Annotated in this window: 20 protein-coding genes; 9 read left to right on the top strand and 11 right to left on the bottom strand. The window is 69.7% G+C overall.

Annotation, left to right across the window (positions count from 1 at the left end):
* Positions 1-113 precede the first annotated feature (113 nt).
* On the bottom strand, positions 114-497 hold the full coding sequence (locus AB8K43_RS04050; protein WP_370891744.1) for an antitoxin: 384 nt from the start codon (positions 495-497) through the stop codon (positions 114-116).
* Positions 498-607: 110 nt separating this feature from the next.
* Here AB8K43_RS04050 and ybaK point away from each other — a divergent pair, with 110 nt between their 5' ends.
* The gene (gene ybaK / locus AB8K43_RS04045) at positions 608-1,126 is read left to right on the top strand and encodes a Cys-tRNA(Pro) deacylase (protein WP_370891742.1); all 519 of its coding nucleotides are present in this window, start codon (positions 608-610) and stop codon (positions 1,124-1,126) included.
* On the opposite strand, the gene AB8K43_RS04040 is transcribed toward ybaK, so the two are convergent.
* A complete protein-coding gene (locus AB8K43_RS04040; RefSeq protein WP_370891740.1) occupies positions 1,123-1,452 on the bottom strand; it encodes a DUF952 domain-containing protein in 330 nt (109 codons plus the stop codon). The genes ybaK and AB8K43_RS04040 overlap by 4 nt on opposite strands.
* Positions 1,453-1,688: 236 nt before the next feature.
* On the opposite strand from AB8K43_RS04040, the gene AB8K43_RS04035 reads away from it, so the two are divergent.
* Genes AB8K43_RS04035 through AB8K43_RS04025 form a run of 3 tightly spaced genes read left to right on the top strand, consistent with a single transcriptional unit; the run spans position 1,689 to position 4,476 of the window.
* On the top strand, positions 1,689-3,029 hold the full coding sequence (locus AB8K43_RS04035) for a M20/M25/M40 family metallo-hydrolase (RefSeq protein WP_370891737.1): 1,341 nt from the start codon (positions 1,689-1,691) through the stop codon (positions 3,027-3,029).
* Positions 3,026-3,526, top strand: a complete 501-nt coding sequence (locus AB8K43_RS04030; protein WP_370891735.1) for an MFS transporter — start codon at positions 3,026-3,028, stop codon at positions 3,524-3,526. The genes AB8K43_RS04035 and AB8K43_RS04030 overlap by 4 nt, the downstream gene beginning before the upstream one ends.
* Positions 3,436-4,476, top strand: a complete 1,041-nt coding sequence (locus tag AB8K43_RS04025; protein ID WP_370891734.1) for an MFS transporter — start codon at positions 3,436-3,438, stop codon at positions 4,474-4,476. The genes AB8K43_RS04030 and AB8K43_RS04025 overlap by 91 nt, the downstream gene beginning before the upstream one ends.
* Here AB8K43_RS04025 and AB8K43_RS04020 read toward each other — a convergent pair whose 3' ends face one another.
* Genes AB8K43_RS04020 through AB8K43_RS03995 form a run of 6 tightly spaced genes read right to left on the bottom strand, consistent with a single transcriptional unit; the run spans position 4,477 to position 10,360 of the window.
* The gene (locus AB8K43_RS04020; protein ID WP_370891732.1) at positions 4,477-5,919 is read right to left on the bottom strand and encodes an aminotransferase class I/II-fold pyridoxal phosphate-dependent enzyme; all 1,443 of its coding nucleotides are present in this window, start codon (positions 5,917-5,919) and stop codon (positions 4,477-4,479) included.
* A 46-nt stretch (positions 5,920-5,965) separates the two neighbouring features.
* Positions 5,966-6,334 (bottom strand): VOC family protein, encoded by a 369-nt coding sequence (locus AB8K43_RS04015; protein WP_370891730.1) that lies wholly within the window; start codon positions 6,332-6,334, stop codon positions 5,966-5,968.
* Positions 6,335-6,361: 27 nt separating this feature from the next.
* Entirely contained in the window at positions 6,362-7,300 is a 939-nt protein-coding gene (locus tag AB8K43_RS04010; RefSeq protein WP_370891728.1) for a lysophospholipase, read from the bottom strand.
* Positions 7,301-7,356: 56 nt separating this feature from the next.
* Complete coding sequence (locus tag AB8K43_RS04005; RefSeq protein ID WP_370891726.1) at positions 7,357-8,997, bottom strand: ABC transporter permease; 1,641 nt, start codon at positions 8,995-8,997, stop codon at positions 7,357-7,359.
* Complete coding sequence (locus AB8K43_RS04000; protein WP_370891725.1) at positions 8,994-9,725, bottom strand: ABC transporter ATP-binding protein; 732 nt, start codon at positions 9,723-9,725, stop codon at positions 8,994-8,996. Before AB8K43_RS04000 ends, AB8K43_RS04005 begins: the two co-directional genes overlap by 4 nt.
* Positions 9,722-10,360: a helix-turn-helix domain-containing protein gene (locus tag AB8K43_RS03995; protein WP_370891723.1), complete on the bottom strand. Its 639-nt coding sequence runs from the start codon at positions 10,358-10,360 to the stop codon at positions 9,722-9,724. The genes AB8K43_RS04000 and AB8K43_RS03995 overlap by 4 nt, the downstream gene beginning before the upstream one ends.
* A 145-nt stretch (positions 10,361-10,505) precedes the next feature.
* Here AB8K43_RS03995 and AB8K43_RS03990 point away from each other — a divergent pair, with 145 nt between their 5' ends.
* The 4 genes from AB8K43_RS03990 to AB8K43_RS03975 all read left to right on the top strand — a co-directional run bounded on the left by AB8K43_RS03990 (position 10,506) and on the right by AB8K43_RS03975 (position 14,598).
* Positions 10,506-12,161 carry a cation:proton antiporter gene (locus tag AB8K43_RS03990; protein WP_370891721.1) on the top strand — a complete coding sequence of 552 codons (1,656 nt, stop codon included), beginning with the start codon at positions 10,506-10,508 and terminating at the stop codon, positions 12,159-12,161.
* A 76-nt stretch (positions 12,162-12,237) separates the two neighbouring features.
* Positions 12,238-12,729 carry an acyl-CoA thioesterase gene (locus AB8K43_RS03985; protein ID WP_370891719.1) on the top strand — a complete coding sequence of 164 codons (492 nt, stop codon included), beginning with the start codon at positions 12,238-12,240 and terminating at the stop codon, positions 12,727-12,729.
* Positions 12,726-13,727, top strand: a complete 1,002-nt coding sequence (locus AB8K43_RS03980; RefSeq protein WP_370891717.1) for a YdcF family protein — start codon at positions 12,726-12,728, stop codon at positions 13,725-13,727. The genes AB8K43_RS03985 and AB8K43_RS03980 overlap by 4 nt, the downstream gene beginning before the upstream one ends.
* 202 nt (positions 13,728-13,929) lie before the next feature.
* Complete coding sequence (locus AB8K43_RS03975) at positions 13,930-14,598, top strand: Wadjet anti-phage system protein JetD domain-containing protein (RefSeq protein WP_370891715.1); 669 nt, start codon at positions 13,930-13,932, stop codon at positions 14,596-14,598.
* 107 nt (positions 14,599-14,705) lie between these two features.
* Here AB8K43_RS03975 and AB8K43_RS03970 read toward each other — a convergent pair whose 3' ends face one another.
* Both AB8K43_RS03970 and AB8K43_RS03965 read right to left on the bottom strand, forming a co-directional pair.
* Positions 14,706-16,400, bottom strand: a complete 1,695-nt coding sequence (locus AB8K43_RS03970) for an alpha/beta hydrolase (protein WP_370892091.1) — start codon at positions 16,398-16,400, stop codon at positions 14,706-14,708.
* Between the two features lie 89 nt (positions 16,401-16,489).
* The gene (locus tag AB8K43_RS03965) at positions 16,490-18,115 is read right to left on the bottom strand and encodes an inorganic phosphate transporter (RefSeq protein ID WP_370891713.1); all 1,626 of its coding nucleotides are present in this window, start codon (positions 18,113-18,115) and stop codon (positions 16,490-16,492) included.
* A 183-nt stretch (positions 18,116-18,298) separates the two neighbouring features.
* On the opposite strand from AB8K43_RS03965, the gene AB8K43_RS03960 reads away from it, so the two are divergent.
* Positions 18,299-20,536, top strand: a complete 2,238-nt coding sequence (locus AB8K43_RS03960) for a DUF4185 domain-containing protein (protein ID WP_370891711.1) — start codon at positions 18,299-18,301, stop codon at positions 20,534-20,536.
* Here the strand turns inward: AB8K43_RS03960 and glmS are convergent.
* Positions 20,523-22,343 carry a glutamine--fructose-6-phosphate transaminase (isomerizing) gene (glmS, locus tag AB8K43_RS03955; protein ID WP_370891709.1) on the bottom strand — a complete coding sequence of 607 codons (1,821 nt, stop codon included), beginning with the start codon at positions 22,341-22,343 and terminating at the stop codon, positions 20,523-20,525. The genes AB8K43_RS03960 and glmS overlap by 14 nt on opposite strands.
* Positions 22,344-22,353: the final 10 nt, after the last annotated feature.

Here is a 22,353-nt window from a genome sequence, read left to right as displayed (position 1 = left end):
CCGCGCGCAGGGTGGCCCGATGCTACCGGTGCGTCACGCTCGCGGGGAGACGACACAGAGTCTGGACCCCACCATCGGATCCAGACTCTGTGTGAGGTGACGCGGCGCGCCCGTTACGGCGTGGTCGGGAAGCCTCCCGCGCTTGGCCCGCTCGGGTCGGCGGGGCGGGGCGAGTCGGCCGGGTCACCCGCGGCGTGCTCGGTGCCCGGGGCGCCCGGGCGCTGGGCGGCGAGCTTGTCGACCCCGGTCGCGAGGCCCGAACGCACCTTCGCCACGGTGTCGTGGTACTTGCCGTCGGTACGCTGGTCGATGGCGCTCTCGGCCTTGGCGAGCAGGCCGTCGACCTTGTCGCGGTTTTCGTGGGCGAGGTCGCCCGCGACCCCGCGCGCCGAGTGGAAGGTCTTGGTCGCCACGTCGGCGAGTTCGTTGAAGCGTCGCGGCAGATCGAGGTCGTCGATCCGCTCGCTGAAGGACTTGTTACCGGTCGGCTGGGTCATCGCTCATGATCCCTTCGTGATCGGCCCGGGCGGCGGTTGCCACCAGGTGCTACTCCTCTTCAACCGACCGAGGTGGTTACGGTGTTCCCACCAGGGCGAAGGGAGTAGGTGTGGCCTCGCGCACACGATCGAAGGGGGCGAAGGGCGCCGGAACCCCGGCGATCGTTGCCTTGAAGCGCGCGGGCGTCGCGTACACCGAGCACCCGTACGAGCACGATCCGGCCGCCGAGTCCTACGGGGGTGAAGCCGCCGAGGTCCTCGGCGTTGATCCTGCGCGGGTCTTTAAGACCCTCCTGGCGCAGACCGACCGGACCGAGCAGCACGGCCTGATCGTCGCGATCGTCCCGGTGAGCGGGCACCTCGATCTGAAGGCCCTCGCGGCGGCGATCGGGACCAAGAAGGCCGCGATGGCCGACCCGGCCCTCGCCGAACGCACGACCGGGTACGTCGTCGGTGGGATCAGCCCCATCGGCCAAAAGCGCGCCCTCTCGACCGTGCTCGACCACTCCGCCTTGGACCACGACACCGTCTTGGTGAGCGGGGGACGACGCGGGCTCGATCTGGAGCTCGCCCCGGCCGACCTCATCGCTGTCACCGGCGCGATCACGGCGCCCATCGGGCGCCCTTAGGGGTAGGCCGTCACCTCGGTCACGGCCCGAAGGGGGATCGTGCCGCCGTAAAGGTGCGGGAAGAGGTCACCGCCGGCATCGGTCGCGGGCTCGCGGATCACCTCGATGCCGTGCTCCGCGAGCGCGGCCTCGTCGATCCGAAGCAGGATCACGGGTTCGCCGAGGTGAGCGTAAAAGCGCTCATACACCCCGGCCGTCTGCTCGGGTCCATCGCTCGCGTGGACATACCCGACCTCGTCGGCCGTGAGCCCCAAGGTCGACCAGGGGTACACACCTGCGGCTTGCGCCTCTTCCCAATCGGCGCGGCGCGCGAGATGCATCAGCATGCGCTCACCGTAATCGAGTCGCTGGGGTGCGAAGGGTGCTTACCACCGCACCCCCAGCACCCCACCCAAATGGCCCGGGGTGCCAAGGGTGCTCACCGCCGCGCCTCCAGCACCCCACCCAAATGGCCCGGGGTGCCAAGGGTGCCTAGCACCGCACCCCCAGCACCCCAGCGAACCGAAGGGGTGACCTGGCCGAACCGCACCCCCCGCGGGCGCTCCCTCGATACGGTGCGCTCATGCCGAGCGACGATGCCGGGGCCGAGGCGTCCCACCGCGACCGGGCCGTAGAGGCCCTGCGCACACTGGTCTCCCACCCGACGATCGCCGGCGAGGGGCATGACCCGGCCCCCTTCGCCGCCTTCGCGAAGGACCTGACGGACCTCTTCCCCGCGCTCTTTGCGACCTGCAAGACGACCCGGATCGACGATGCCTTCCTGATCCGCTGGCCGGGTGTCAGCGACGATCCTCCGCTCGTGCTGATGGCCCACATCGACGTCGTTCCCCCTGGCGCGCAGCAGGATTGGACCCACCCGCCCTTCGCTCTCACCGATGTCGACGGGATGCTCTACGGCCGCGGAACGCTCGATTGCAAGGGCTCACTGGTCGCGATCTGCACCGCGGTCGATGAGCTGATCCGCCAGGGGGTGCAGCCGCGCCGGGATGTGTGGCTCTCCTTCGGCAGCGACGAGGAGGTGAGTGGCGATACCGCGCCGCGAGCCGTGGCAGTGCTGCAGGAGCGCGGCGTCGAGCCGTGGTTCGTGTTCGACGAAGGGGGTGCCGTCGTCACCGAGGCGATCCCCGGCCTGCGTGAACCGGTCGCGCTCGTCGGTGTCACCGAGAAGGGGCTCGTCGACCTGGACCTCATCGCGACCGGTGCGGGCGGGCACGCGTCCATGCCACCGAAGGGCGGTGCGACGGCGCGGCTGGCCCGCGCGATCACGCGCCTCGAGGACCATCCAGCCCCTTCGAGCCTGCCGCAACCCGCCCGCGACATGCTGGCGCGCATCGCGCCGCGGCTCACCCAACCCGCACGCTTCGCGCTCACCCAAGCCCTTAAGACCGAGCCGGTTCTCGCGCGGATCCTCGCGCGGATCGGTCCCGAAACGGCGGCGATGACCCGCACGACGGTGGCCGTCACCCGTCTTCGCGCGGCGCCCGCGCGCAATGTCCTCGCGACGAGCGCCACCGCGAGCGTCAATATGCGAGTCCTCGTCGGGGAGAGCGTCGAGCAGGCCATCGCTCGCGTCCGGCAGACGATCAACGATGACGACATCGAGATCCGAGCGGTGCATTGCGACGAGCCGAGCGCTATCGCACCGATCGATGACGAGGCCTTCGCGCTCATCGAGGCCACCACTGCGCGCGTCCTGCCCGATGCCTTCACCGCGCCCTACATCGTGATGGCCGCGACCGACGCGCGCCACTTCCAACGAGCGTGGCCTCGCTGCTACCGCTTCACTCCCTTCCGGATGACCTCCGCCCAACGCGACAGCATCCACAGCGTCGATGAACGCCTGGCACGAGACTCCTTCCTCGAGGGCATCCGTTGGTATCGCGACCTGCTGGAGCACCTGTGAGCACGCCGACATCGCCCCCTTCGCCCCCTTCGACCTCGGCGAGCCTGCCGGGTCAGCCGATCAGCCGCGTCGGCCTGATCCAGATCGTCGGCTTCCTCGTCTGTGTGGAGATCGCGAGCGGCGCCATCCAGGGCTACTACACGCCGATCTTCAGCGATATCGCGCGGCATCTTCAGATCCACGACGCGGACCTGAACTGGTTCGAGGCCGCGCAGCTCATGGTGGCCGCTCTCATCGTGCCGGTGCTCTCCCGGCTCGGCGATCTCGTCGGGCACCGCACGGTGCTGCTCTGGTCCACGGTCCTCACGGCCGCAGCGACCTGGGGCGTCGCCTTCGCCCCGACGTTTTGGACCTTCCTGGTGGCCTGGGCCCTCGCCGGTTCTATGTCGTGTGGCTGCCCCTCGAGGTGGCGATCATCCACCGCCGCACCCACGGGGACGCCGCCCGCACCCGCCTCGCCGCCGGGATCCTCGTCTTCGCGCTGGAGTTCGCGGTGATCGTGAGCGCACTGACCGCCGGAGCCCTCGCGACCTCCCTGTCCATGACGGTCCTGCTCTGCCTCCCAGCCATCGTCGTGACGGCGGTCATCCCGGCCATCTGGTTCGGCGTCCCCCACCAACCGGTGACGGCCGAAGGGCGGATGGACTGGGCGGGGTTTGCTCTCGTGACGGCCGCTCTCGTACTGATCATGGCGGGCCTGATGGTGATGCGGCTCGACGGGCCACTCGGCATCCGGACCCTGATGCTGCTCGGCGCCGGGCTCGTGGCCCTCTTCCTCTTCGCGCGGTATGAGCTCGCCCACCGCGATCCGCTTGTCGACCTGCGGGTCATGGGCGCCCGAGCGCAGTGGCCGATCCAGGTGACGGCCTTCCTCTTCGGTGTCTCGGTCCTCGGCGCGCAGGTGCCGCTATCGACCTTCGCTCGCACCGATCCCGCGATCACCGGGTACGGCCTCGGGGTGAGTGCCGCGGCAGTGTCGATCCTGATCGGCGTCTACGTCCTCTGCCTCGCGCTCGGCGCCCTGCTCCTCCCCCTCGTGGCGCGCGCCGTCGGACCGGTCCGCGCGCTCGCCGTCGGGTCGGTACTCGTCGCGATCGGGTACCTCCTCTTCCTCCCCTTCCACGCCTCGATGGCCCAACTGCTCACCAACATGGGGATCGCGGGCATCGGCTCGGGCATGCTCGTCGCGGGGCTGCCCGCCATCGCCGCCGAAAACGCCCCGCCCACCCATACCGGCCTCGTCACCGGGATGACCAACACGACCAAGACGATCGGCGGGGCGATCGCGAGCAGCGTCTTCGCGCTGGCGCTCGCTCAGGGTGGCTCGATCGGCGGAGTCGAGGACGTCCACCCTCCGCTCGCGGGCTACATGGTGGTCTGGGCGATCTGCGGCGTGACGGCGCTCATCGCTCCGCTACTCCTCCTGCTGCGAACCCGACGCTCCTGATCACCGCAGCACGCGAAGGGAGTGAAGCTGCGGGTTGGAGGCGTAGGCGATCCGCGTCCCGGCAGCGCGAGCTGCCCGAAGGGAGTCAAGGGCCTCCGCGGTGATCCGCTCCCCCGGCGCGAGGACCGGCACGCCCGGCGGGTATGGCGCGATCAACTCGGCGGACACCCGACCGATCGCCCGATCCGCGGCGACGACCTCGTGCGGGGCGAAGAAGGCCTCGCGAGGTGGCGCCACCATCTGCGGGTCGACCGTCCACGACGCGGCACCGACGACGGGACGGCTCGTCCCCCTTCGCTCCTGGACCGACTCGCTGACTGCCGTGACGAGCGCGTCGACCTCCGCCTCGGTATCGGCGTGGGTGATCATCGCGATGAGCGTGTCGCGGTCGGCCATCTCGAGCGCCATGCCCCGATCGAGCAGGTCTCGCTCGATGGCGATCCCGTCGGCGCCGGTCCCGGCGAGCACGAGGACGAGCTTCGCGGGGTCGACATCGGGCCCATCGAGGACCACGAGCCCCTCGATCGCGGACAACCGGCGACGTGCCGAGTCCACGAGAGCCACCAACTCACGGCCGAGCCGCTCTCCGTCGCGTTCGAGCAATGCCCGGGCCGCATCGATGCTCGCCATGATCGCGCCGGAGGGGCTCGTCGTCATCGTCGACTCGACCGCCGCCGCGAAGCGCGCCGGGTCGATGCGTTCGGTGCGGGCGAGGATCAGGGCGGCCTGCCCGGCGCCCGGCAGCGCCTTATGCACGCTCGTCACCATCGCGTCGGCTCCGAGCGCCAGCGCATGGGGCGGCAACGCGCTGCTGAAACCGAAATGCCCGGCCCACGCCGCGTCCACGATGAGCGGCGCCCCTCGCCCGTGCGCGACCTCGGCGATCGCGGCGGTCTCGCCCATCGTCCCGATGTACCCGGGGTCGGCAGTAAAGACCGCGACCGCGCCGGGAGCTTCGGCGAAGGCCGCTTCGATCTGATCCGCGGCAACCCCCTTCGGCAGGCCGGTCGCGGTATCGATCCGGGGCTGCACCCAGACCGGTTCGGCACCGGTCAGCACGAGCGCGCTCAGAAGGCTGCGGTGGAGGGTCCGGGGCACAATGACCCGGTCCCCCGGACCGCAGACCGCGAGCGCGACGGCCTGGTTGCCGTGGGTCGACCCGCCGACCGAAAACCGGGCGAGATCCGCGCCCCAGGCGCGCGCCGCCCTTCGCTCCGCCTCATCGAGATAACCACCGCGTTGCTTCACATCAACGACGCCGCCGTAGAGCGGGCTGTCCCACGCGGCAAGGTCCCCGATCAGGTCCCGGCGGCCCTTATGCCCCGGGATGATGAAGGGGGTTCGCCGCTCGCTGATCGCGCGGAGGTAGGCGTCGAAAAGCGGCGCGTCGCCGCGAAGCCCCGCCGGGTCGAGCGGATCGGGGGTGGTCTGCGCAGGAGTCACCGGCCCATCCTCACCCGACCCGAAGCGACCCGGTCACCGGGGCGGGCTAGGCGCTCGTGTCGGTCGTGCCCTCATAGACGCCGATCGTGTTGCCGTCCGGATCGTTGAAGAACGCGTACCAACTCGTCTCGGTGATCTCGCTCTTCGGGGCCACGATCGTGCCACCGGAGGCCTCGACCTGCGCGAGCACGTCGTCGATCGAGTCGACCTCGACATAGCTGCGCGGCTGGGTAAAGCCATCGCTTCGTGGGGCGAGCCCACCCCCGCTGATCTGGTTCGGGGCCTGCCACATCGGGTACCCCTCGAAGCCCGGCGGTTCGCCGAATTGCCACCCGAAGAGCGCGCCATAGAACTCCCGAGCACGCCCGGTGTCCGAGACCGGGATGTCGATGTGGGTGATGTCGCCATGCGCCATGGCTGCTCCTTCGGTGACGGAGAGGGTCTACGCCGACGGGATGTGGGCGTCCAGCCAGTCGATCAGATCGTCGGTCACTTCGTCACGGTTAATCTCGTTGAACATCTCGTGACGACCGTCCGGGTAGAGGCGCATCGTCACGTCCCGCACGCCGGCGCGCTCGTACTGGGCCCGCACGGCCTTCACGCCCTTCCCCGCGTCGCCGACCGGGTCCATCGAGCCGGAGAAGAGGTAGATCGGCAGGTCGCTGCGCACCCGGGCGACGTTCTTGTCGTCATTGACGAGGTCGAGCCCGCCGAGCATGTCGATGTAAAAGCCCGTCGTGAAGACCTCGCCGCAGAGCGGGTCGGCGATGTAGGCGTCGACCTCATCGTGGTCACGCGTCAGCCAGTCGAAGTCGGTGCGGTTGGGCTTGAAGGCCTTGTTGTACTCACCGAACGAGAGGGTGTTCATCAGCGTGCTCTTGGCCCGACGGCCCCGCACCTTGGATTCGATCGTCGCGATGACGGCCCCGACCTTCCCGAGGATCCCCGGCCCGGCCCCGGTCCCGGAGAGGACCAGCCCGTCGATGTCATCGCCGTACTTCATCGCGTAGGAACGCGATAGGAAAGACCCCATCGAGTGTCCGAGCAGGACTCGTGGGAGGCCGGGGTGCTCATCTTCGGCTCGCGCGCCCACCGCGCGGATGTCGTCGACGACCGTCCACCAGCCGTCCTCGTCGGCGAAGTAGCCGTGGTCCTCCGGGTCTTTTGCGGTCCCGCCGTGGCCCCGATGGTCGTGGGCGTAGACGACATAGCCCTCGCCCGTGAGGCGTTGCGCGACCTGGTCGTAGCGAGCCGCGTGTTCGGCCATCCCGTGCGCGATCTGCACGATCGCCCGCGGCTGCCCCGTCGGCTCCCACGTATAGGTAAAGAGCTCGGTCCCGTCGGGAGCCGTGGTGATCGAGGTGCGGTAGGCGGTGCTCATCAAATTCCTCTCGCCGGGCCCGGATTACCCACGCAGCCTAGCCCTCCGTGATCCCGCTAAGCGGGCAGATCCCGCCGCCGGAAGCAGAGCGTCGCGGTAGCGACGAGGGCGAGGGCGGCCACCGTGAGGACCACGACCGGTGTCCAGACCATCGCGTCGCCCGGGAGCGCCGGACTCCACCCAATCGGGGAGGTGTCGATGACCCAGCCCGGCAGCTGCAGGAGACCGCCGAAGGAGAGGACGATGACCGACCACGCCACTGGCAGCCAGGCGAAGGGGGTCAGGCTCGGCGCCAACCCGTAGAGCAGGGCCGCGAGGCCGCCCATCGCCATCACCGCCGGGAGGTAAGCAAGCGCCCCACCGAGGGTCCGCCAGGTGAGCGCCGGTTCTCCGATCACGGCTGCCGCGCTCGCTCCGAGGGCGAGCCCGCAGGCGGCGAGCAGAAGGGTGCTCCCGAGCAGGGTCACGGCGAGGTGCTGCAGGAGCCAGCGGGTGCGCGAAACCGCGCTCGCAAGGACCACCTCGCTATGGCCATCCCTCTCTGAGGAGCGCAGTCGCAGCACCGACGCCACGGCCCAACCGCCAACGGCGCACACCGTGATCGCGAGCATCAGCGCGACGAAGGTGTCGGTGAGCGATGTCCCACTGCCGCGCAGGTACACCTGGATCGCCGGGTTGGTCGCCACCTGATCAAGGACGGAGCGAACGAGCGACCCGCAGAGCGCGGAGTACAGGGCGAGCGCTAGCGCCCACCAGGCGATCCCCGTGCGCTGCAGCCGCCAGGCGAGCGCGAAGGGGGACGCCAGCCAGGCCCGAGCCGTGGCCCGACCGGGTCTCGTCGGCAAGACCCCCGCTCCGACATCGCGGCGGGTGCCGGCGAGCGCGACGGCGGTCCCGATCGCGATGACCGCGAGCGAGAGCAGCAGGGGCCACCACCGGAGGTCCACCCACGCCCGGGTCTGCTGTGGCCACGCCAGCGGTGAGGTCCACGAGACCCACGATCCGTGGCGTTCTTGGATGTCGCCCACCCCGCGCAGGACGAAGGCGCCCGCGAGCGCGGCATACGCGATCCCACTCGCGGCCCGCGCATGCTCGACGAGTTGGCTCGTCGTGGCGGCGAGGACGCCGAAGACGAGGCCGGTGATCCCAATCCCCACCGAGAAGGCGAGGGCATCGGCCGGCCTCGGGATCGAGGTCGCGAGCAGGATGACGAAGAGAGCCCCGGCCAGGAGCGCGCAGGCGATGGCGGCCGTCGAGAGCGCGGCCATCGTCGGAGCGGCCCGACCCACGACTCCCGCGCGCAGCACCTCGTAACGGCCGGCCTCTTCGTCGCCGCGCAGTCGAGCCGTCACGAGCTGGATCGCCATGACCGCGACGAGGACGCTCGTGAGCAGCGTGTACTCGTTGGCGAGCATGACTGGCAGCGTGTAGTTGTCGAGCCCGTAGCCCGGACCCCCGAGCAGGATCGCGGACGGGTTGGACATCAGCGCGGCCCGCGACGCCCGCTCCGCCGGGGTCGCATAGATCTCTCCGAGTTCGCTCGCTCCGAAGCCCACGAGCGCCACCACGGCGAGCACCCAGATGAGGATCCGGACCCGTGCCAGGCGCAGGTAGAACCGCACCAGCGTCGACGTCCCGGCGAAGGGGGATCTGCCCCCTTCGGCCGGCGATACGGGGCTCGCCGCGAGAGCGGTCATCGCGACCCCTCGTATTCGCGCAGGAAGAGCTCTTCCAAGGTGGGCAGCGTGCCACCGTCGTCGACCGCGACGTCCTGGCGGAGCTCATCGAGCGTGCCGGCGCGGACCGTGCGACCTTCTCGGATGATCGTGACCGCGTCGCAGACGGCTTCGACCTCGGCGAGGATGTGGCTCGACAGCAGCACGGAACGGCCCTGCGCAGCCGCGTCGGCCACCAACTCTTGGAAGACCTTCTCCATCAGCGGGTCGAGCCCCGAGGTCGGCTCGTCGAGGATGTAGAGCTCCACGTCCGCAGCGAAGGCGGCGACGAGGGCGACCTTTTGACGGTTCCCCTTGGAGTAGGTGCGGGTCTTCTTCGTCGGATCGAGGTCGAGCCGGTCCAGCAGCTCGCTCCGTCGAGCCTGGTCGACCGGGCCGCGCAGCCGAGTGAGCAGGTCGATGGCCTCGCCGCCGGTGAGCGATGGCCACAAGGTGACATCGCCCGGGACGTAGGCGAGCCTGCGATGGAGGTCCACCGCGTCCCGCCACGGGTCCCCGCCGAGCAGTCGGGCGGTCCCCTCGTCGGCGCGCAGCAGCCCGAGCAGCACCCGGATCGTCGTCGACTTGCCCGAGCCGTTGGGCCCGAGGAAGCCATGCACCTGTCCCGGTTCGACGACCAGGTCGAGCCCGTCCAGCGCGCGGGTGCGGCCGAAGGTCTTCACGAGGCCGCTGATCTCGATCGTGCTCATCGTGACTCCTTGGGAGGTGACGCAGGGCTGTGGTGGTCGATCCAGCGCCGGAAGTCGGCGAAGGCGGCGGTATCGAGCAAGTCGGGGTGGAAGAGGTGGGCCGCCCCGGCGAGGACCCGGCGATGCCGTTCGGCGATGGGGCCGTCGTCGCCGAGGGCGTTGGCGAGTTGGTCCTGCATCACCATCAGGCCGACCTGCATTCCGACCGTCGCGGCCGCGGTAGCGCGCGGGTCATCGATCCCAGCGACGGGGTTGTCGGCAAAGAACCGCTCGGTGAGGTTGAGCAGCGCGTGGAAGGAGGCGCTCCCCCCTTCGCCGCCGTCGATCATCGACCGCCCGAGATAGCGCCGGATGAGCACCGACCGCGGCTCGACCTCCGGGATGATCTCGGGACGCTGCTCCATCGCGGCGAGCGCCCGGCCCTTGAGGGTGAGCGCTTCGGTCAGGACCTGCTGGTCGCAGGCCTGCCGCAGTCCATCCTTGGAGCCGAAGTGGTGACGGATCAGACCCGCGGTGACACCCGCCCGTTCGGCGATCATCCCGACCGAGGTCGCGGCGTAGCCCCGCTCGGCGAAGAGTTCGATCGCCGCCTCGCGCAGGCGCGCCCGGGCCGTGAGATCGTCCTCGATCCGCATCACACCATCCCCTGCTATATCACCAGATAGCCGACTATCCGATCGTATAGCCCCTGCTCTCGGTCGTCACTCTCGACCGGTGGGAGGATGGGGCACGAACCCTTCAAACATTCCGCCCCAGCCCGCCGACGAAGAAGAAGCCGACGTGGACACCGTCTCGACCTACCTGCTCGTCACGTTGGGGCTCGGGCTGCTCGCAATGGCGATGCGCTTGCCGCCACTCGTCGGCTTCCTCGCGGCCGGTTTTGTCCTCGCCGCCGCTGGCGTGCCCTATCTCGAAGGCATCGAGGTCCTCGCCGATCTCGGGGTGACCCTCCTCCTCTTCGCCGTCGGCCTCAAGCTGGACCCGAGGCTCCTCCTGCGCCGCGAGGTGTGGGCGACCGCCGGCGCGCATATGGCCTTCGCGACCGCCCTCGGCGCAGGATTCCTCGGGCTGCTCGGCGTCATCGGCTTCGGGATGCTCGATGGGCAGGGGTGGGGCCAGCTCGCGCTCCTCGGCTTCGCGCTGTCCTTCTCGAGCACCGTCGTCGTGGTGAAGATGCTCGACGAACGCAGCGACAGCTCGGCGCTCTACGGCCGGATCGCCGTCGGGATCTTGATCATCCAGGACATCGCCGCGGTCGTCTTCATCACGGCGAGCAAGGGGGCCTGGCCGAGCCCCTGGGCCATCGCGCTCGTGCTGCTCCTGCCCTTCACCGCGGCGATGAAACGGATCTGGGACCGGATCGGCCACGGTGAGTTGCAGGCCCTCTTCGGCGTCGTCATGGCCCTCGTGCCCGGCTACGCCCTCTTCGAAACCGTCGGCCTGAAGGGGGATCTCGGCGCCCTGATCATGGGCGTGCTGCTCGCCTCCCACGCCCGCTCGGGCGAACTGTCGCGCGCGCTGTTCACCCTCAAGGAACTCCTCCTCGTCGCCTTCTTCGTCAGCATCGGCCTGCAAGGACACCCGAGCGTCGCCACGGTCGGGCTCGGGCTGCTTCTGCTCGTGATGCTGCCGATCCAGGGCATCGCCTGGGCCTTCCTCCTAGACCTGATGCGGCTGCGGCACCGCACCTCCCTGCTCGCCGCGGCGTCCCTGACGAACTACTCCGAGTTTGGCCTGATCGTGGTCGCGGTCGGCGCGTCCAGCGGGATGCTCAACCCCGACTGGCTCGTGGTCCTCTCTGTCGCCGTCGCCGCGAGCTTCGTCGTCTCGTCGTTGCTGAACCGCCGGATCCCCACCTATATCGAGCGGATCGCCGAGCGCCTCCCCGCCCAGGACCCCGACCGGTTGAACGCGCACGACCGACCGATCGACGTGGGCGGCGCCGAGGCCGTCGTGCTCGGGATGGGCCGGGTCGGCAAGGCCGCCTACCGCCAGCTCGAGTCGGCCTACGGTCTTGAGGTGGTCGGCGTCGAGCACAACGACCAGCGGATCGAGGGCCTGCGCGACCGCGGTTACGAGGTCATCGAAGGCGATGCGACCGACGAGGACTTCTGGGAGCGGGTGAGCCATGTGGGCCGCGTGGCGGTCGTCGTGATGGCGATGCCCTTCCACGGGTCCAACATGGCCGCGCTCGAGCAACTGAAGCGCAACGGCTTCGAAGGGGTCGTCGCGGCCGTGGCCTACTACGACGACGAGATGCGCGAGATCGAGCGCGCCGGGGTGGACGCTGCCCTACACCTCTACTCCGGATCGGGGACCGCCCTCGCCGACCGCGCCGCGCTCGCCGCTGGGCTCGACCTCGCGGCCCCTGTCGAAGATGACGATCGCGTCGCCCTACTCGCCCCGAGCGACGAAGCCGAGCCCGCCACCCCTTGATCATCCGCACGCTTTCCGATCGATCTGGGGTGCCCGAGACGCCCTTCGCGGGCATCGCCCGATAGCGTCAACGCTCGTGAGGTACCAGTGCGAAGTCCAGGCCCGAGTCCGCGATCTCAACACGAGCGGTCATGTCGACAACATCGCGGTCATGCGGATCCTCGACGAGGCGAGGGTCCTCTTCCTCTCCGAGCTGACGCGGGTGAAGGGGGAATCCGTCGACCCGGCGCGCGCTGCCGAGGGGCTCGCGGGCGCCGCCCCTGGCGTCAACTTGCTCGTCGTCGGGCAGCGGGTCGAGTACCGCCAGGAGATGTACGTCGAGCCGGGCACCCCCTTCCGCGTCGAGGTGTGGCTGGCTCACATCGGCCGCAGCTCGATCGCGATGGATTTCGCACTGCGGATCGGCGTGCCGGATGACGCACCGGCGCAGGTCGTCGGGGAGACGAGCGCGGTGTTGATGGATGCGGCCACCTCACGTCCCTGGTCGATCACCGACGCGGTGCGCTCGATCCTGAGCCCCTATCTCGAGGACCCTCTCCCGCTCCGGGAGCGCGCCGCCGGGTCATGATCTCCCTCGCCCTGGCCGGCCTCTGCGCCTGGCGGGGCCGCGTGCTCGCTCGTCGTGAACCTCGAGACTTTGGGATCGCGGCCTGGTTCGTCGCCGCGATCTGGTGGACGGCCGTAGCGGTCGTCGAGGTCATCGGATATCTCGCGCCTGCGCACGTCAGGCCGACCCTCCTCGTCGTGCTGTCGGTCGCCCCCTTCAGCGTGGTGGTCCCCGCCGGGCTGCTCATCCTCGCGGGCCTCGGGCCGCGCCGACGCAAACGCGGGTCACTCACGACCGCCGCGATCGTCCTCCTTGGAGTCGGCCTCGGCGTGGGGCCTTTCGTCGCCCTCGCGCTCACCACCACGCACCACCCTGCGGCGATGGTGCTGGCCGGTGGGCTGCTTGCCCTGTGCTCGACCCTCGGGGGATGGTTCCTCGTCTTCGGCACCTACAGCTGGTGGTGGCTCCGCCGTCCTGCCCGGCCCGCTCCCGCAGCGGTGATCGTCCTCGGGGCGGGCCTGATCGCCGGGGAGATCGGACCTCTCCTCGCCAACCGTCTCGATGCCGCGCGCCTCGCGTGGACCACGCTCGCGCCGACCGCCCTGCTCATCCCCTCCGGCGGTCAGGGCGCCGACGAACCGCGCCCCGAAGGTGAGGCGATGGCCGAGTACCTCATCGCCCACGGCGTTCCCGCGCGCGCGATCCGACCGGAGACGGTCTCGACCACGACCGAGGAGAACCTGCGGTGCTCTGCCGACATCCTTCGGCACGAAGGGGTGCGCGGCCACGTCCTGGTCGTCACCAGCAACTTCCACGCTCCGCGCGCGGCCCTACTCTCCCGTCGCGTCGGCCTGGACGCCGACGCGATCGGCGCGCCCACCGCACTGCCCGCCCTTCCCGCCGCCATGGTGCGCGAGTTCGCGGCCGTCGTCGTGAGCAACCGCCGTCTCCACGCGCTCCTGCTGATCCCGCTCGGCGCCTTGACCGCGGCCTTAGTGGTCGCACTCGGCTTGCCTTAACCCCGCGCGACCGGTTCTCCCCCTTCCCGGTTCCGCACGAGCCCCGGGCCAACGCTGCGACCCTGCTCAGCCGCCACTTCGGGCTCGCTCACGCCACGATCCGGGTCGAATCCGCGGGCTATGCGCCCTGCCCTGGACCCACCTGGTGACCATCCGGTAACCGGGGTCCCACGGGCTGGGCGAAGGGAGTACATTTCGGTCGGTGGATTCCAGTCGAGGGGGCGCGCCCGCAGCGCATGATCAGGCCCTTGCCTTCGGCGATTCGCAATCGGCGACCACCGAGATGACCGCCGGTAGGACCGATCTCTCCGCGGCCCAGGCCCCACGCTCCCGACCGGCGCGGATCCGGGTCCGGCGCCTCGACGGCGGCGACCTCTTCCCTGCGTCAGGGATTTCCGATGCGACCGTGCGCATCGACGAGCTCGCTCGCCACGGCGTCAGTGCCCGCGGCATCCTTATCCTCAGCAACGAGGCCGTCTTCGACGCCCTTCCCGAGTTGCCCCGCGCCATCGCCTTCCTTGGCTCCAGCAGCCAACTCGCCGCCCTGCGGGAGCTGCCCTGGCTCACCGGTCGGCGCATCCACTACTGGGCCGATATCGACACCGCCGGCTTCTCCCAGTTGGACCAGCTGCGCGCCTCCCTGCCACAAACCGCCTCGGTCCTGATGGACGCCTGGACCCTGTGGAGCCACCGCGAGCAGTGGACCCGGGAGCTGATGCCGAGCCGCCATGTGCTGCCGCACCTCACGGTGGCCGAATCGGTCGTCTACGCCGATCTCGTGAGCGACACCCTCGCGCCCTCGGTCCGCCTGCGCCAGGAGAGCATCGACGAGTCGACGGTCCTGCGCGAGCTCGCTCGAGCCCTGCGCTGACCCCGCCGGGCCGTTCGTCCCCGGAAACGCCGTGAATCCCCTGGAGTTCCGCGCGATTTCGGGAGTTTCCCGAGACTCTCGCGCCCGGCCCACCCCCCCGAAGGGGGTCAGCCGTACCGGATCGCGTCGATGATCGCCTGGTAATCGGCCGTCGGGTCCTCGCCCAGCACCCCCGCCCAGGCGGGCACCACTTCGTCTCGATAGTTGTGGCCGTACCCCGTCGGGACCGTCGTCGCCTTAGCGAGGTCGGCCGTCACCTGCCAGAAGGTGATGACCGGCAACCAGGTCATCCCCGCCGTGGTCGTCCCCGAGTGGTCCTCGCGCAACCAATCCGGCTCGCTGAAGATCAACGCCGGATGGAACCACACCACCGGGTCCGAGCGGTGCTGGAGATAGACCACGCGCGGGGCATCCCACGGTCCGAGCGCGCGCCCGTATTGGTCGGCCGTCAACTCGGAGACGGTGTCGGCAAAACGCACATGACGCCCGTTGTCGATGACGGGATTGACCTCGGTCGAGCCCCCCTGCCGATCGCGGGTGACCTCGGCGTGGATCTCGGTAAAGGCCGGCGGCCCGGTCCACACCGCCCCATCGACCCGCCGGAGCATGTCGCTCATCGAGGTGAAGGCGGCCTCGCCACCGAAGGCGCCGAGGGACTCGCCGCTCACGTACACCGCGGGCCGGCGACTGGCCGGCAGCTCTTCGACCCGCTTCAAGACGGCATCGGTCAGCTTCTCGCCCGCCTCCCGCGGCTTGGCGGGCGCGTCGAGCAGCGCCAGGGCCGACGGGAGGGTGGAGTGTTGGACGGCGACCGAGGCGACGTCCCCGCCGGTCAGGTACTCCGCGGACTGCACGCTCCAGCGGTTGACCCAGCCGAGCCCGGTCGTGGTGAAGATGACGAGCGATCCGCGCGACCAGGCGTCCGTGCGGTCGAGCTCGGCGAGCGCCCGCTCCACCGCGTCATCGATCCCACCGTCCTCGCCGATCCCGGCGTAGGCGCGGATCGGCTGCTTCGCGGGCCGGCCCGTCACCTCTCGGATCCGGGCCGCGGTCGGCGTGATCCCGACGAAGTGGCGCCCTTCGTACCCGAGCGACTCCCATGACTCGTTCGAGGCTGGGCTCCCGGAGAGGGTCGCGAGCGTCGGCTGAGTGACCCCCTTCGGCGTCCCGGCGTTGGCCTCGGCCTGCTGGCCCCCGACGACCCGCATGACCCCGCCGAGGAGCACCCACTGGACGACCCCGAGCACGACGATCACCACGGTGGCGCTCGCGAGGAACCCGGCGAGCATGTTCGGCAGCCGATGGAGCCGGCGCAAGATCACCCGGAACAGCGCCGCGAGCGCCTGGCGGATCCCCACCACCAGGGCGAAGGTGGCGATCGCGACGGTCCCGCTGATGAGCCCGTGGGTGAAGCCCGGCTCGGGTTGAGCGAACGCGCGGGCGAGGTCCTGCTGCTGGTTCAAGGCGATGAAGGGGGTGAGCGTCACCATCGCCACGATGGCGATGAGGAGCAGCCGAAGCGACCACACCCGCACGGCCGGTTTCACCTCGACCCGCACGCCCAGCGCTCGAGCAAGGCGCAGGCCACCGCGGTCGACGAGCGTGCCGAATCCGTACCAGGCAGCGGTGCTGATGCCCGTTACGACGCCTTGGAAGAGCCCGGTGCGCGGAAGGAGGGAGGGGCTGAGCGACCCGACGAACCCCAGGGCGCCGAAGATCGTCGCCGCGAGAGGGACCCGTTGAAGCCACGCGTGGGGCACGCCCTTCATCCACCGCACGAAGCGCACTCGGTCCACCCTCATCACGCCGGTCAGGATAGGCGAGCCCGCCCCTTTCGCTCCGCTCCTGACCAGAAGGGCGCTCGGGGGCCGATCTCGGGCGGGGGTCGGGGCTAGAAGATCGAGCGGAGCACGATCATGCCGACCGCGCCGAGGGTGGCGGCGGCGGGCAGGGTGATCACCCAGGCGAGGGCGATCGGGCGCATCAGGCCCCAGTTCGTCTGACGGTTGACAAGGCCAATGCCGAGGACGGCGCCGATCAGGATGTGGGTGCTCGAGACCGGCAGCCCCAGCACCGACGCCCCCATCACCACACCGGCGGCTGAGAGTTCAGCCGAAAAACCCGACGCCGGGTGCATGGTGGTGAGGTTGTGTCCGACGGTCGCGATCACCTTCCGGCCGATGAACCACAGGCCGCAGATGAGCGCGACGCCGAAGGTCAGCAGGGCCGCTGGCGGGATCGCCGCCTCACTATCGATCGCCCCGGTCCGAAGCACATCGAGGATGGCCGCGAAGGGACCGATCGCGTTCGCGATGTCATTGCTGCCATGGCTGAAGGCAAACCCGGACGCGGTGAAGACCTGCATCCACGAAAAGAGCAGGAAGGTCGAGCGCGAGAGCGATTCCCTCTTGAGGGTCTTGGCGAAGATGAAGGTCGCCATCCACACCGAGGCGCCGACCATGCCCATGATCAGGTAGTTGTTCATGGTGGTCAGGCCCAGGTCCATATTCTTCAGGCCTTTGAAGAGGAGCATCGCCGAGATGATCATCGCGCCGAGCGCGGCGAGGATCGGCACCCACGATTCGAGCGCCTTGTGTGCGCCGACATCGTCGGCCTTGGCCTCGATCTGCTCCAACTCGCGGAAGTAGTCCGACTCGAGTTCATCCGGTTCGTGATCGCCGCGCCGTAAGACGGCGGCGTCCCGGGCGAGGGCGCTCGTGTATGAAATCTGCTGGATTTCGCTCAGCCGCTCGAAGGCCGCCTTGTGCTGATCACGGTGCTGGCGACGCTCGGCCTTGATCGCCCTGAGGGCTTCATCGGCCCGCGCGTTGTAGTCGAGGACGTTCTGTTTGATCGTGCGGTAGAGCAGGTAACTCACGAGGCCACCGAGGACCGGCGAGAGCACCCATGAGATCGCGATCTGACCGATCTGATCCCACTGGACCATCGCGAAGGGCGACGCCTGGGCGGTGACGAAGCCGAGGGTGAGCGATGCCCCCACGATGCCACCGATGATCGAGTGGGTCGTCGAGACTGGGTATCCCCGGTTGGTCGCGAAGAGCAGCCAAAAGGCCGCCGCGGCGAGGGCGGCCATCATGATGAAGATGAAGTCCTGCGGGGAGACCTCAACGACCGACAGATCGACGATGCCGCCCCGAATCGTGTCGGTGACCTCGCCGCCGGCGATCACCGCGCCGCTCACCTCGAAGACGGCGGCGACGAGCAGCGCCTGTTTGATCGTGAGGGTCCCGGCGCCGACGCTGGTCCCGAAGGAGTTCGCGACGTCATTGCCGCCGATCGTGAACGCCATGAAGACGCCGAAGCAGACCGCGAGGATGAGCAGCGGCGTGCTCGAGTCGTGCCCGGTGTACTCCAGCGCCCAGCGGAGGAAAAGCCCCAGGGTGACAAAGAGCAGGATGCCGAAGGTCAGGTGCCAGTTGCGGTCGGGACCGAGGAACTGCGACGGCCCGCCGAGCGGTGCCGGTGACTTCTTCGGTGTGGTGGTTCCGGTCGACACGCGACTACCCCCTTGTGGCAGGTGGATCGGTCGGTGGCGACCGCACTCAGCAAGGGGAGGGTCCCAGCGCCCGGTGAACACTGGGCGGCAATGAGGTAGACACCCGGGGGTCCGATCGAGCCATGAGAACTCGGGGAGCCCCTCATGGCCTCCGGCGGCCACGCGTCTTAGAGACTGGTCCCCGTGAACTTACGACAGGACGCTCGCGACTGGCGCGAAGTCCTGCGCGCCGCCTTCCCACGCCCGCTCGCGATCGCGTGCCTCGTCGGGGTCCTCGCCGAGGTCATCCTCGCCTTCGCCGTCTTGCGCTCGGGCGCCGATCTGCGTCCGCACAACGTGCCGGCGACGGTCGTCGCGCCCTCGGTGATGTCCGAGCCGCTCGCCGCCGAACTCAATGGCCTGCCCGGCACCCCCTTCGATCTCACCGCGACCGAGGATGAAGGGGGCGCTCGCTCCGATGTCGAACAGGGGCGGATCTATGCGGCCCTCGTCGTCGACCTCCGCAGCCGCAAGGACCGGCTGCTCGTCAGCACCGCGCTCGACCCGCAAATGGTCGACGCAGTGGTCTCCCAGGTCCAAGAGTCCGAGGACGCCTGGGGGCGAAGCGCGGCGCTCGAGCGGGTCGGGCCGCCGGATGGGGAGAAGCGCCTCGCGCGGGCGCACCTGGTCACCCTTCTCGCGTGCCTCCTCGGCTTCCTCATCACCGTCGGCTCCTCTCTGAAGTGGGGGCCGGTCGCCCGCAGCTTCCGTCGCGGCCTCGCCCGACTCGGCGGGATGACCGCTGGTTCGGCCGTCGCTGGGTTGATCCTCGGGATCGCCCTGACGCCGGGGGCCTTCGCGACCAAGCTCTCCGTCGGCCTCGCCGCCGCGCTCGTCGCGCTGTGCTCGGGCGCCGTCACTGCTGCACTGGAATCGGTCGCTGGCTGGGCTGGCCTCGGCCTTGCCGTCCTCGCCTTCTTCGCGACCGCCTTGCCGGTCCTCACCCGTACCGATCAGCACCTCATCCCGCCCCCGTGGAATGTCGTGACCGGCGCGGGGATCCCGGTGGCGGGCTTGCAGACCATCGCGCAGGCGAGCCTTCGCGGGACGCTCGACGGCGGCCCGATCCTGATCCTCGGCGCCTGGCTCGCCGCGGCGCTGCTCCTTCTCGGATACGCGCGGTCGGCCCGCACGCGCGCGGCGCGGGTCCACGCCACCGGGGCGGAGCCCGCCACCCGCTCGCAGTCGCGCGCCCACGCCCGCGCGAACCGGTGGCGCGTCCGCGTGATCGCGGTCGTCGCGCCGCTCACCGTGGCTCTGCTCGCCGCGGCCGCCGTCGTCCCCCAACAACGCCTCGCCGAACCCGCCGAGATCGCCTCCCACGTCTACACGAGCGAGTGCATCTCGACCGGACCGGTGAAGGACGTCGCCGACCTCAACCGGCTCGCGTCGTTGCGCGGCGCTCCCCTCTTCCGGGGCGCCGACGTCGGCGCCAGCGCCCCCCTTCAGGATGGGCGGACCCTGTGGATGTTCGGGGACACCCTGCGGGACGCGGGGACCGGCCCTCGGATGGTCCGCAACTCGATGTTGATCCTCGCGCCGGATTGCATCCAAGGCGTGTTCCCCCCTTCCGACGGGGCGATCATCCCGGGCCGGCCGCGCAGCACGGTCGGCTATTGGCCGATGTCGGTCGTCGTCGACCGGCACGACGGCTACGACCTCGTGTACGTGACGACGCAGCGGGTCCAGGGGAAGGGGGATGGAGCCTTCGATTTCGACAACCTCGGCTTGGCCGTCGCGACCTTCCTGGTCCCGAAGGGCGGTGTGCCGCAACGGATCGACCAACAGGACATCGGACCCGATCAGCCCGGACGGGAGGCGCCGACGTGGGGCGCCGCCGCCGCGAGCGTGGGCGGCGACGACGGCGACTGGGTGTACCTCTTCGGCACCGCGAATCCGGGCACGGACCAGGCCTTCGGGTGGTCGCTTCAGGTCGCTCGGATGCGCCCGAAGGACATCACGAACCAGCAGCGGTGGCGGTACTGGGACGGCTCGGCCTGGGTCACCCGGGAATCCCGCGCGCAGATCCTGATCCCCGCGCGCGAGGGGGTCTCGCAAACCCTGTCGGTCTTCGAGCAGGACGGCGGGTGGTACGCCGTCAGCAAGCGCAACGACTTCATCGGCTCGGATGTCACGGTCTGGACCGCGCCCGCCCCGACCGGCCCCTGGTCGTCGGGGACGGCGGTCGCGCCGATCGAGTCCAAGACCGGACAGCTGCGGTACATGCCACTTGCCCACCCCGAGCTCTTCCCCAAGAAGGGCACGGTGGTCGTCTCCTACAGCAACAACGACGCCGACCTCGATCGGGTGATCGACGACCCCCTTCGATATCGCCCGAAGTTCCTGCGCATCGCCCTCCCCGAGGGGCCTACTCGACCGTGACCGACTTGGCGAGGTTGCGGGGCTTGTCGACGTCGTGGCCGAGGAGCACCGCCGCCTGGTAGGCGATGAGTTGCGTCGGGATGGTGAGCAGGATCGGGTCCAGCTCCGGCTCGTTCTTCGGCACGACGATCGTCGGGACCTTCAGGCTCGAGGTGTCGACGCCGGGGTGAGTGATCAGGGTGAGCGGGCCGCTTCGCGCGAGGATCTGCTCTGCTGCAGCGAGATTGCGCTCGGCGAGTTCGTCGTCGGGGATCACCGCGACGGTCGGCATCTTCTCGTCGATCAGGGCGAGCGGGCCGTGCTTGAGTTCGCTCGTCTGGTACGCCTCGGCGTGGACGTAGGAGATCTCCTTCAGCTTCTGCGCCCCCTCACGGGCCACCGGGAAGCCGCGGGTGCGGCCGATGTAGAAGGCGCCGGTCCCCTCGATCAGGGCAGCGGCCACCCCCTTCGCGGCCGACTCATCCGACAGGATCTGCTCGATCTGCTCGGGAATCCGCTTCAGGCCCGCGACGATTCGCTGACCATCGGCGACCGAGAGGTCGTGGACGCGACCGAGTTGGACGGCGAGCATGGCGAAGGCGAGGGCCATGTTGGTGAGGGCCTTGGTCGAGGCCACCGAGACCTCCGGACCGGCGTGGATGTACACGCCACCATCGACGGCGCGAGCGATCGTCGAGCCGACGACGTTGACGACCCCGAGGACGTACCCGCCCTTGCGCTGGACCTCTTGGACGGCGAAGGCGGTATCGGCGGTCTCTCCGCTCTGCGACACCGCGACGTAGAGCGTGTCGGGCTCGATGATCGCGTTGCGGTAGCGGAACTCGCTCGCCGGCTCGGCGTCGGCCGGGATCCGGGCGAGGTCTTCGATCATCTGGGCACCCATCTGACCGGCGTAGTAGGCCGATCCGCACCCGAGGATCTTGATCCGGCGGAAGGACCTCAGCTCGCGCGGGGTGAGGTTCAGCCCACCGAGACGGGTCGTGCCGAAGCGCTCGTCGAGCCGCCCGCGCAGGACCGCGGTCGCGACATCTGGCTGCTCGCTAATCTCCTTGCGCATGTAGTGCTCGTACCCACCGAGCTCGAGGGATTCGACGTCGACGCCGATCTCCTCGGGGGTGCGCCCGGTGTCGGTCGAGTCCTTGGTAAACGTCCGGAAACCCTTGGCGCTCACCGACGCCAGCTCGCCGTCCTCGAGGTGGACCACGGAGGTGGTGTGCCGCACCAGCGCCGAGGCATCGGAGGAGACAAACATCTCCCCGTCGCCGACGCCCAGGATGAGCGGCGAGCCGAGGCGGGCGACCACGATCCGGTCCGGGTTGTCCTCATCGGTCACGGCGAGCGCGTAAGTCCCACTGATCCGCTCGGTCGTCTCCACCACGGCGTCTTCGAGCGTCGGGGCGTCGCTGCGAGCAATCAGGTGGGCGATCACCTCGGTGTCGGTGTCGCTCGAGAGGGTGACCCCTTCGGCTTCGAGCTGCGCGCGCAGGGCCGGGGCGTTGTCGATGATCCCGTTGTGCACGACCGAGATCCGGCCGTCTTCACTCGCGTGGGGGTGCGCGTTGTGCTCGACGGCCGGACCGTGGGTGGCCCATCGGGTGTGGCCGATCCCGACCGAGCCGGTGAGCCTCTTCGGCAGAGCGGCCTCGAGATCACGGACCCGGCCGACCGTGCGGATCCGGCTGGTGCCGCGCTTGCCGAGCACGGCGATGCCCGCCGAGTCGTAGCCGCGGTACTCGAGCCGGCTCAGCCCTTCGATGAGGAAGGGGGAAGCCGCTTCGCTCCCGACATAACCGACGATTCCGCACATGATGAACTCC

It is taken from the genome of Janibacter sp. GXQ6167 (assembly GCF_041365945.1).
GTDB lineage: Bacteria > Actinomycetota > Actinomycetes > Actinomycetales > Dermatophilaceae > JBGFSK01.
Note: the sequence above shows the minus strand (reverse complement) of the source record. Positions and strands in the feature narration are given on the sequence as shown.

What these genes read in the sequence shown, in the direction of transcription:
- AB8K43_RS03970 (WP_370892091.1), bottom strand. Translation starts at nt 16,400, where the DNA reads ATGAGGGTGGACCGAGTGCGCTTCGTGCGGTGGATGAAGGGCGTGCCC.
- AB8K43_RS04040 (WP_370891740.1), bottom strand. Translation starts at nt 1,452, where the DNA reads ATGCTGATGCATCTCGCGCGCCGCGCCGATTGGGAAGAGGCGCAAGCC.
- glmS (WP_370891709.1), bottom strand. Translation starts at nt 22,343, where the DNA reads ATGTGCGGAATCGTCGGTTATGTCGGGAGCGAAGCGGCTTCCCCCTTC.
- AB8K43_RS03980 (WP_370891717.1), top strand. Translation starts at nt 12,726, where the DNA reads ATGATCTCCCTCGCCCTGGCCGGCCTCTGCGCCTGGCGGGGCCGCGTG.
- AB8K43_RS04000 (WP_370891725.1), bottom strand. Translation starts at nt 9,725, where the DNA reads ATGAGCACGATCGAGATCAGCGGCCTCGTGAAGACCTTCGGCCGCACC.
- AB8K43_RS04035 (WP_370891737.1), top strand. Translation starts at nt 1,689, where the DNA reads ATGCCGAGCGACGATGCCGGGGCCGAGGCGTCCCACCGCGACCGGGCC.
- AB8K43_RS04015 (WP_370891730.1), bottom strand. Translation starts at nt 6,334, where the DNA reads ATGGCGCATGGCGACATCACCCACATCGACATCCCGGTCTCGGACACC.
- AB8K43_RS04010 (WP_370891728.1), bottom strand. Translation starts at nt 7,300, where the DNA reads ATGAGCACCGCCTACCGCACCTCGATCACCACGGCTCCCGACGGGACC.
- AB8K43_RS04050 (WP_370891744.1), bottom strand. Translation starts at nt 497, where the DNA reads ATGACCCAGCCGACCGGTAACAAGTCCTTCAGCGAGCGGATCGACGAC.
- AB8K43_RS04005 (WP_370891726.1), bottom strand. Translation starts at nt 8,997, where the DNA reads ATGACCGCTCTCGCGGCGAGCCCCGTATCGCCGGCCGAAGGGGGCAGA.
- AB8K43_RS03995 (WP_370891723.1), bottom strand. Translation starts at nt 10,360, where the DNA reads ATGCGGATCGAGGACGATCTCACGGCCCGGGCGCGCCTGCGCGAGGCG.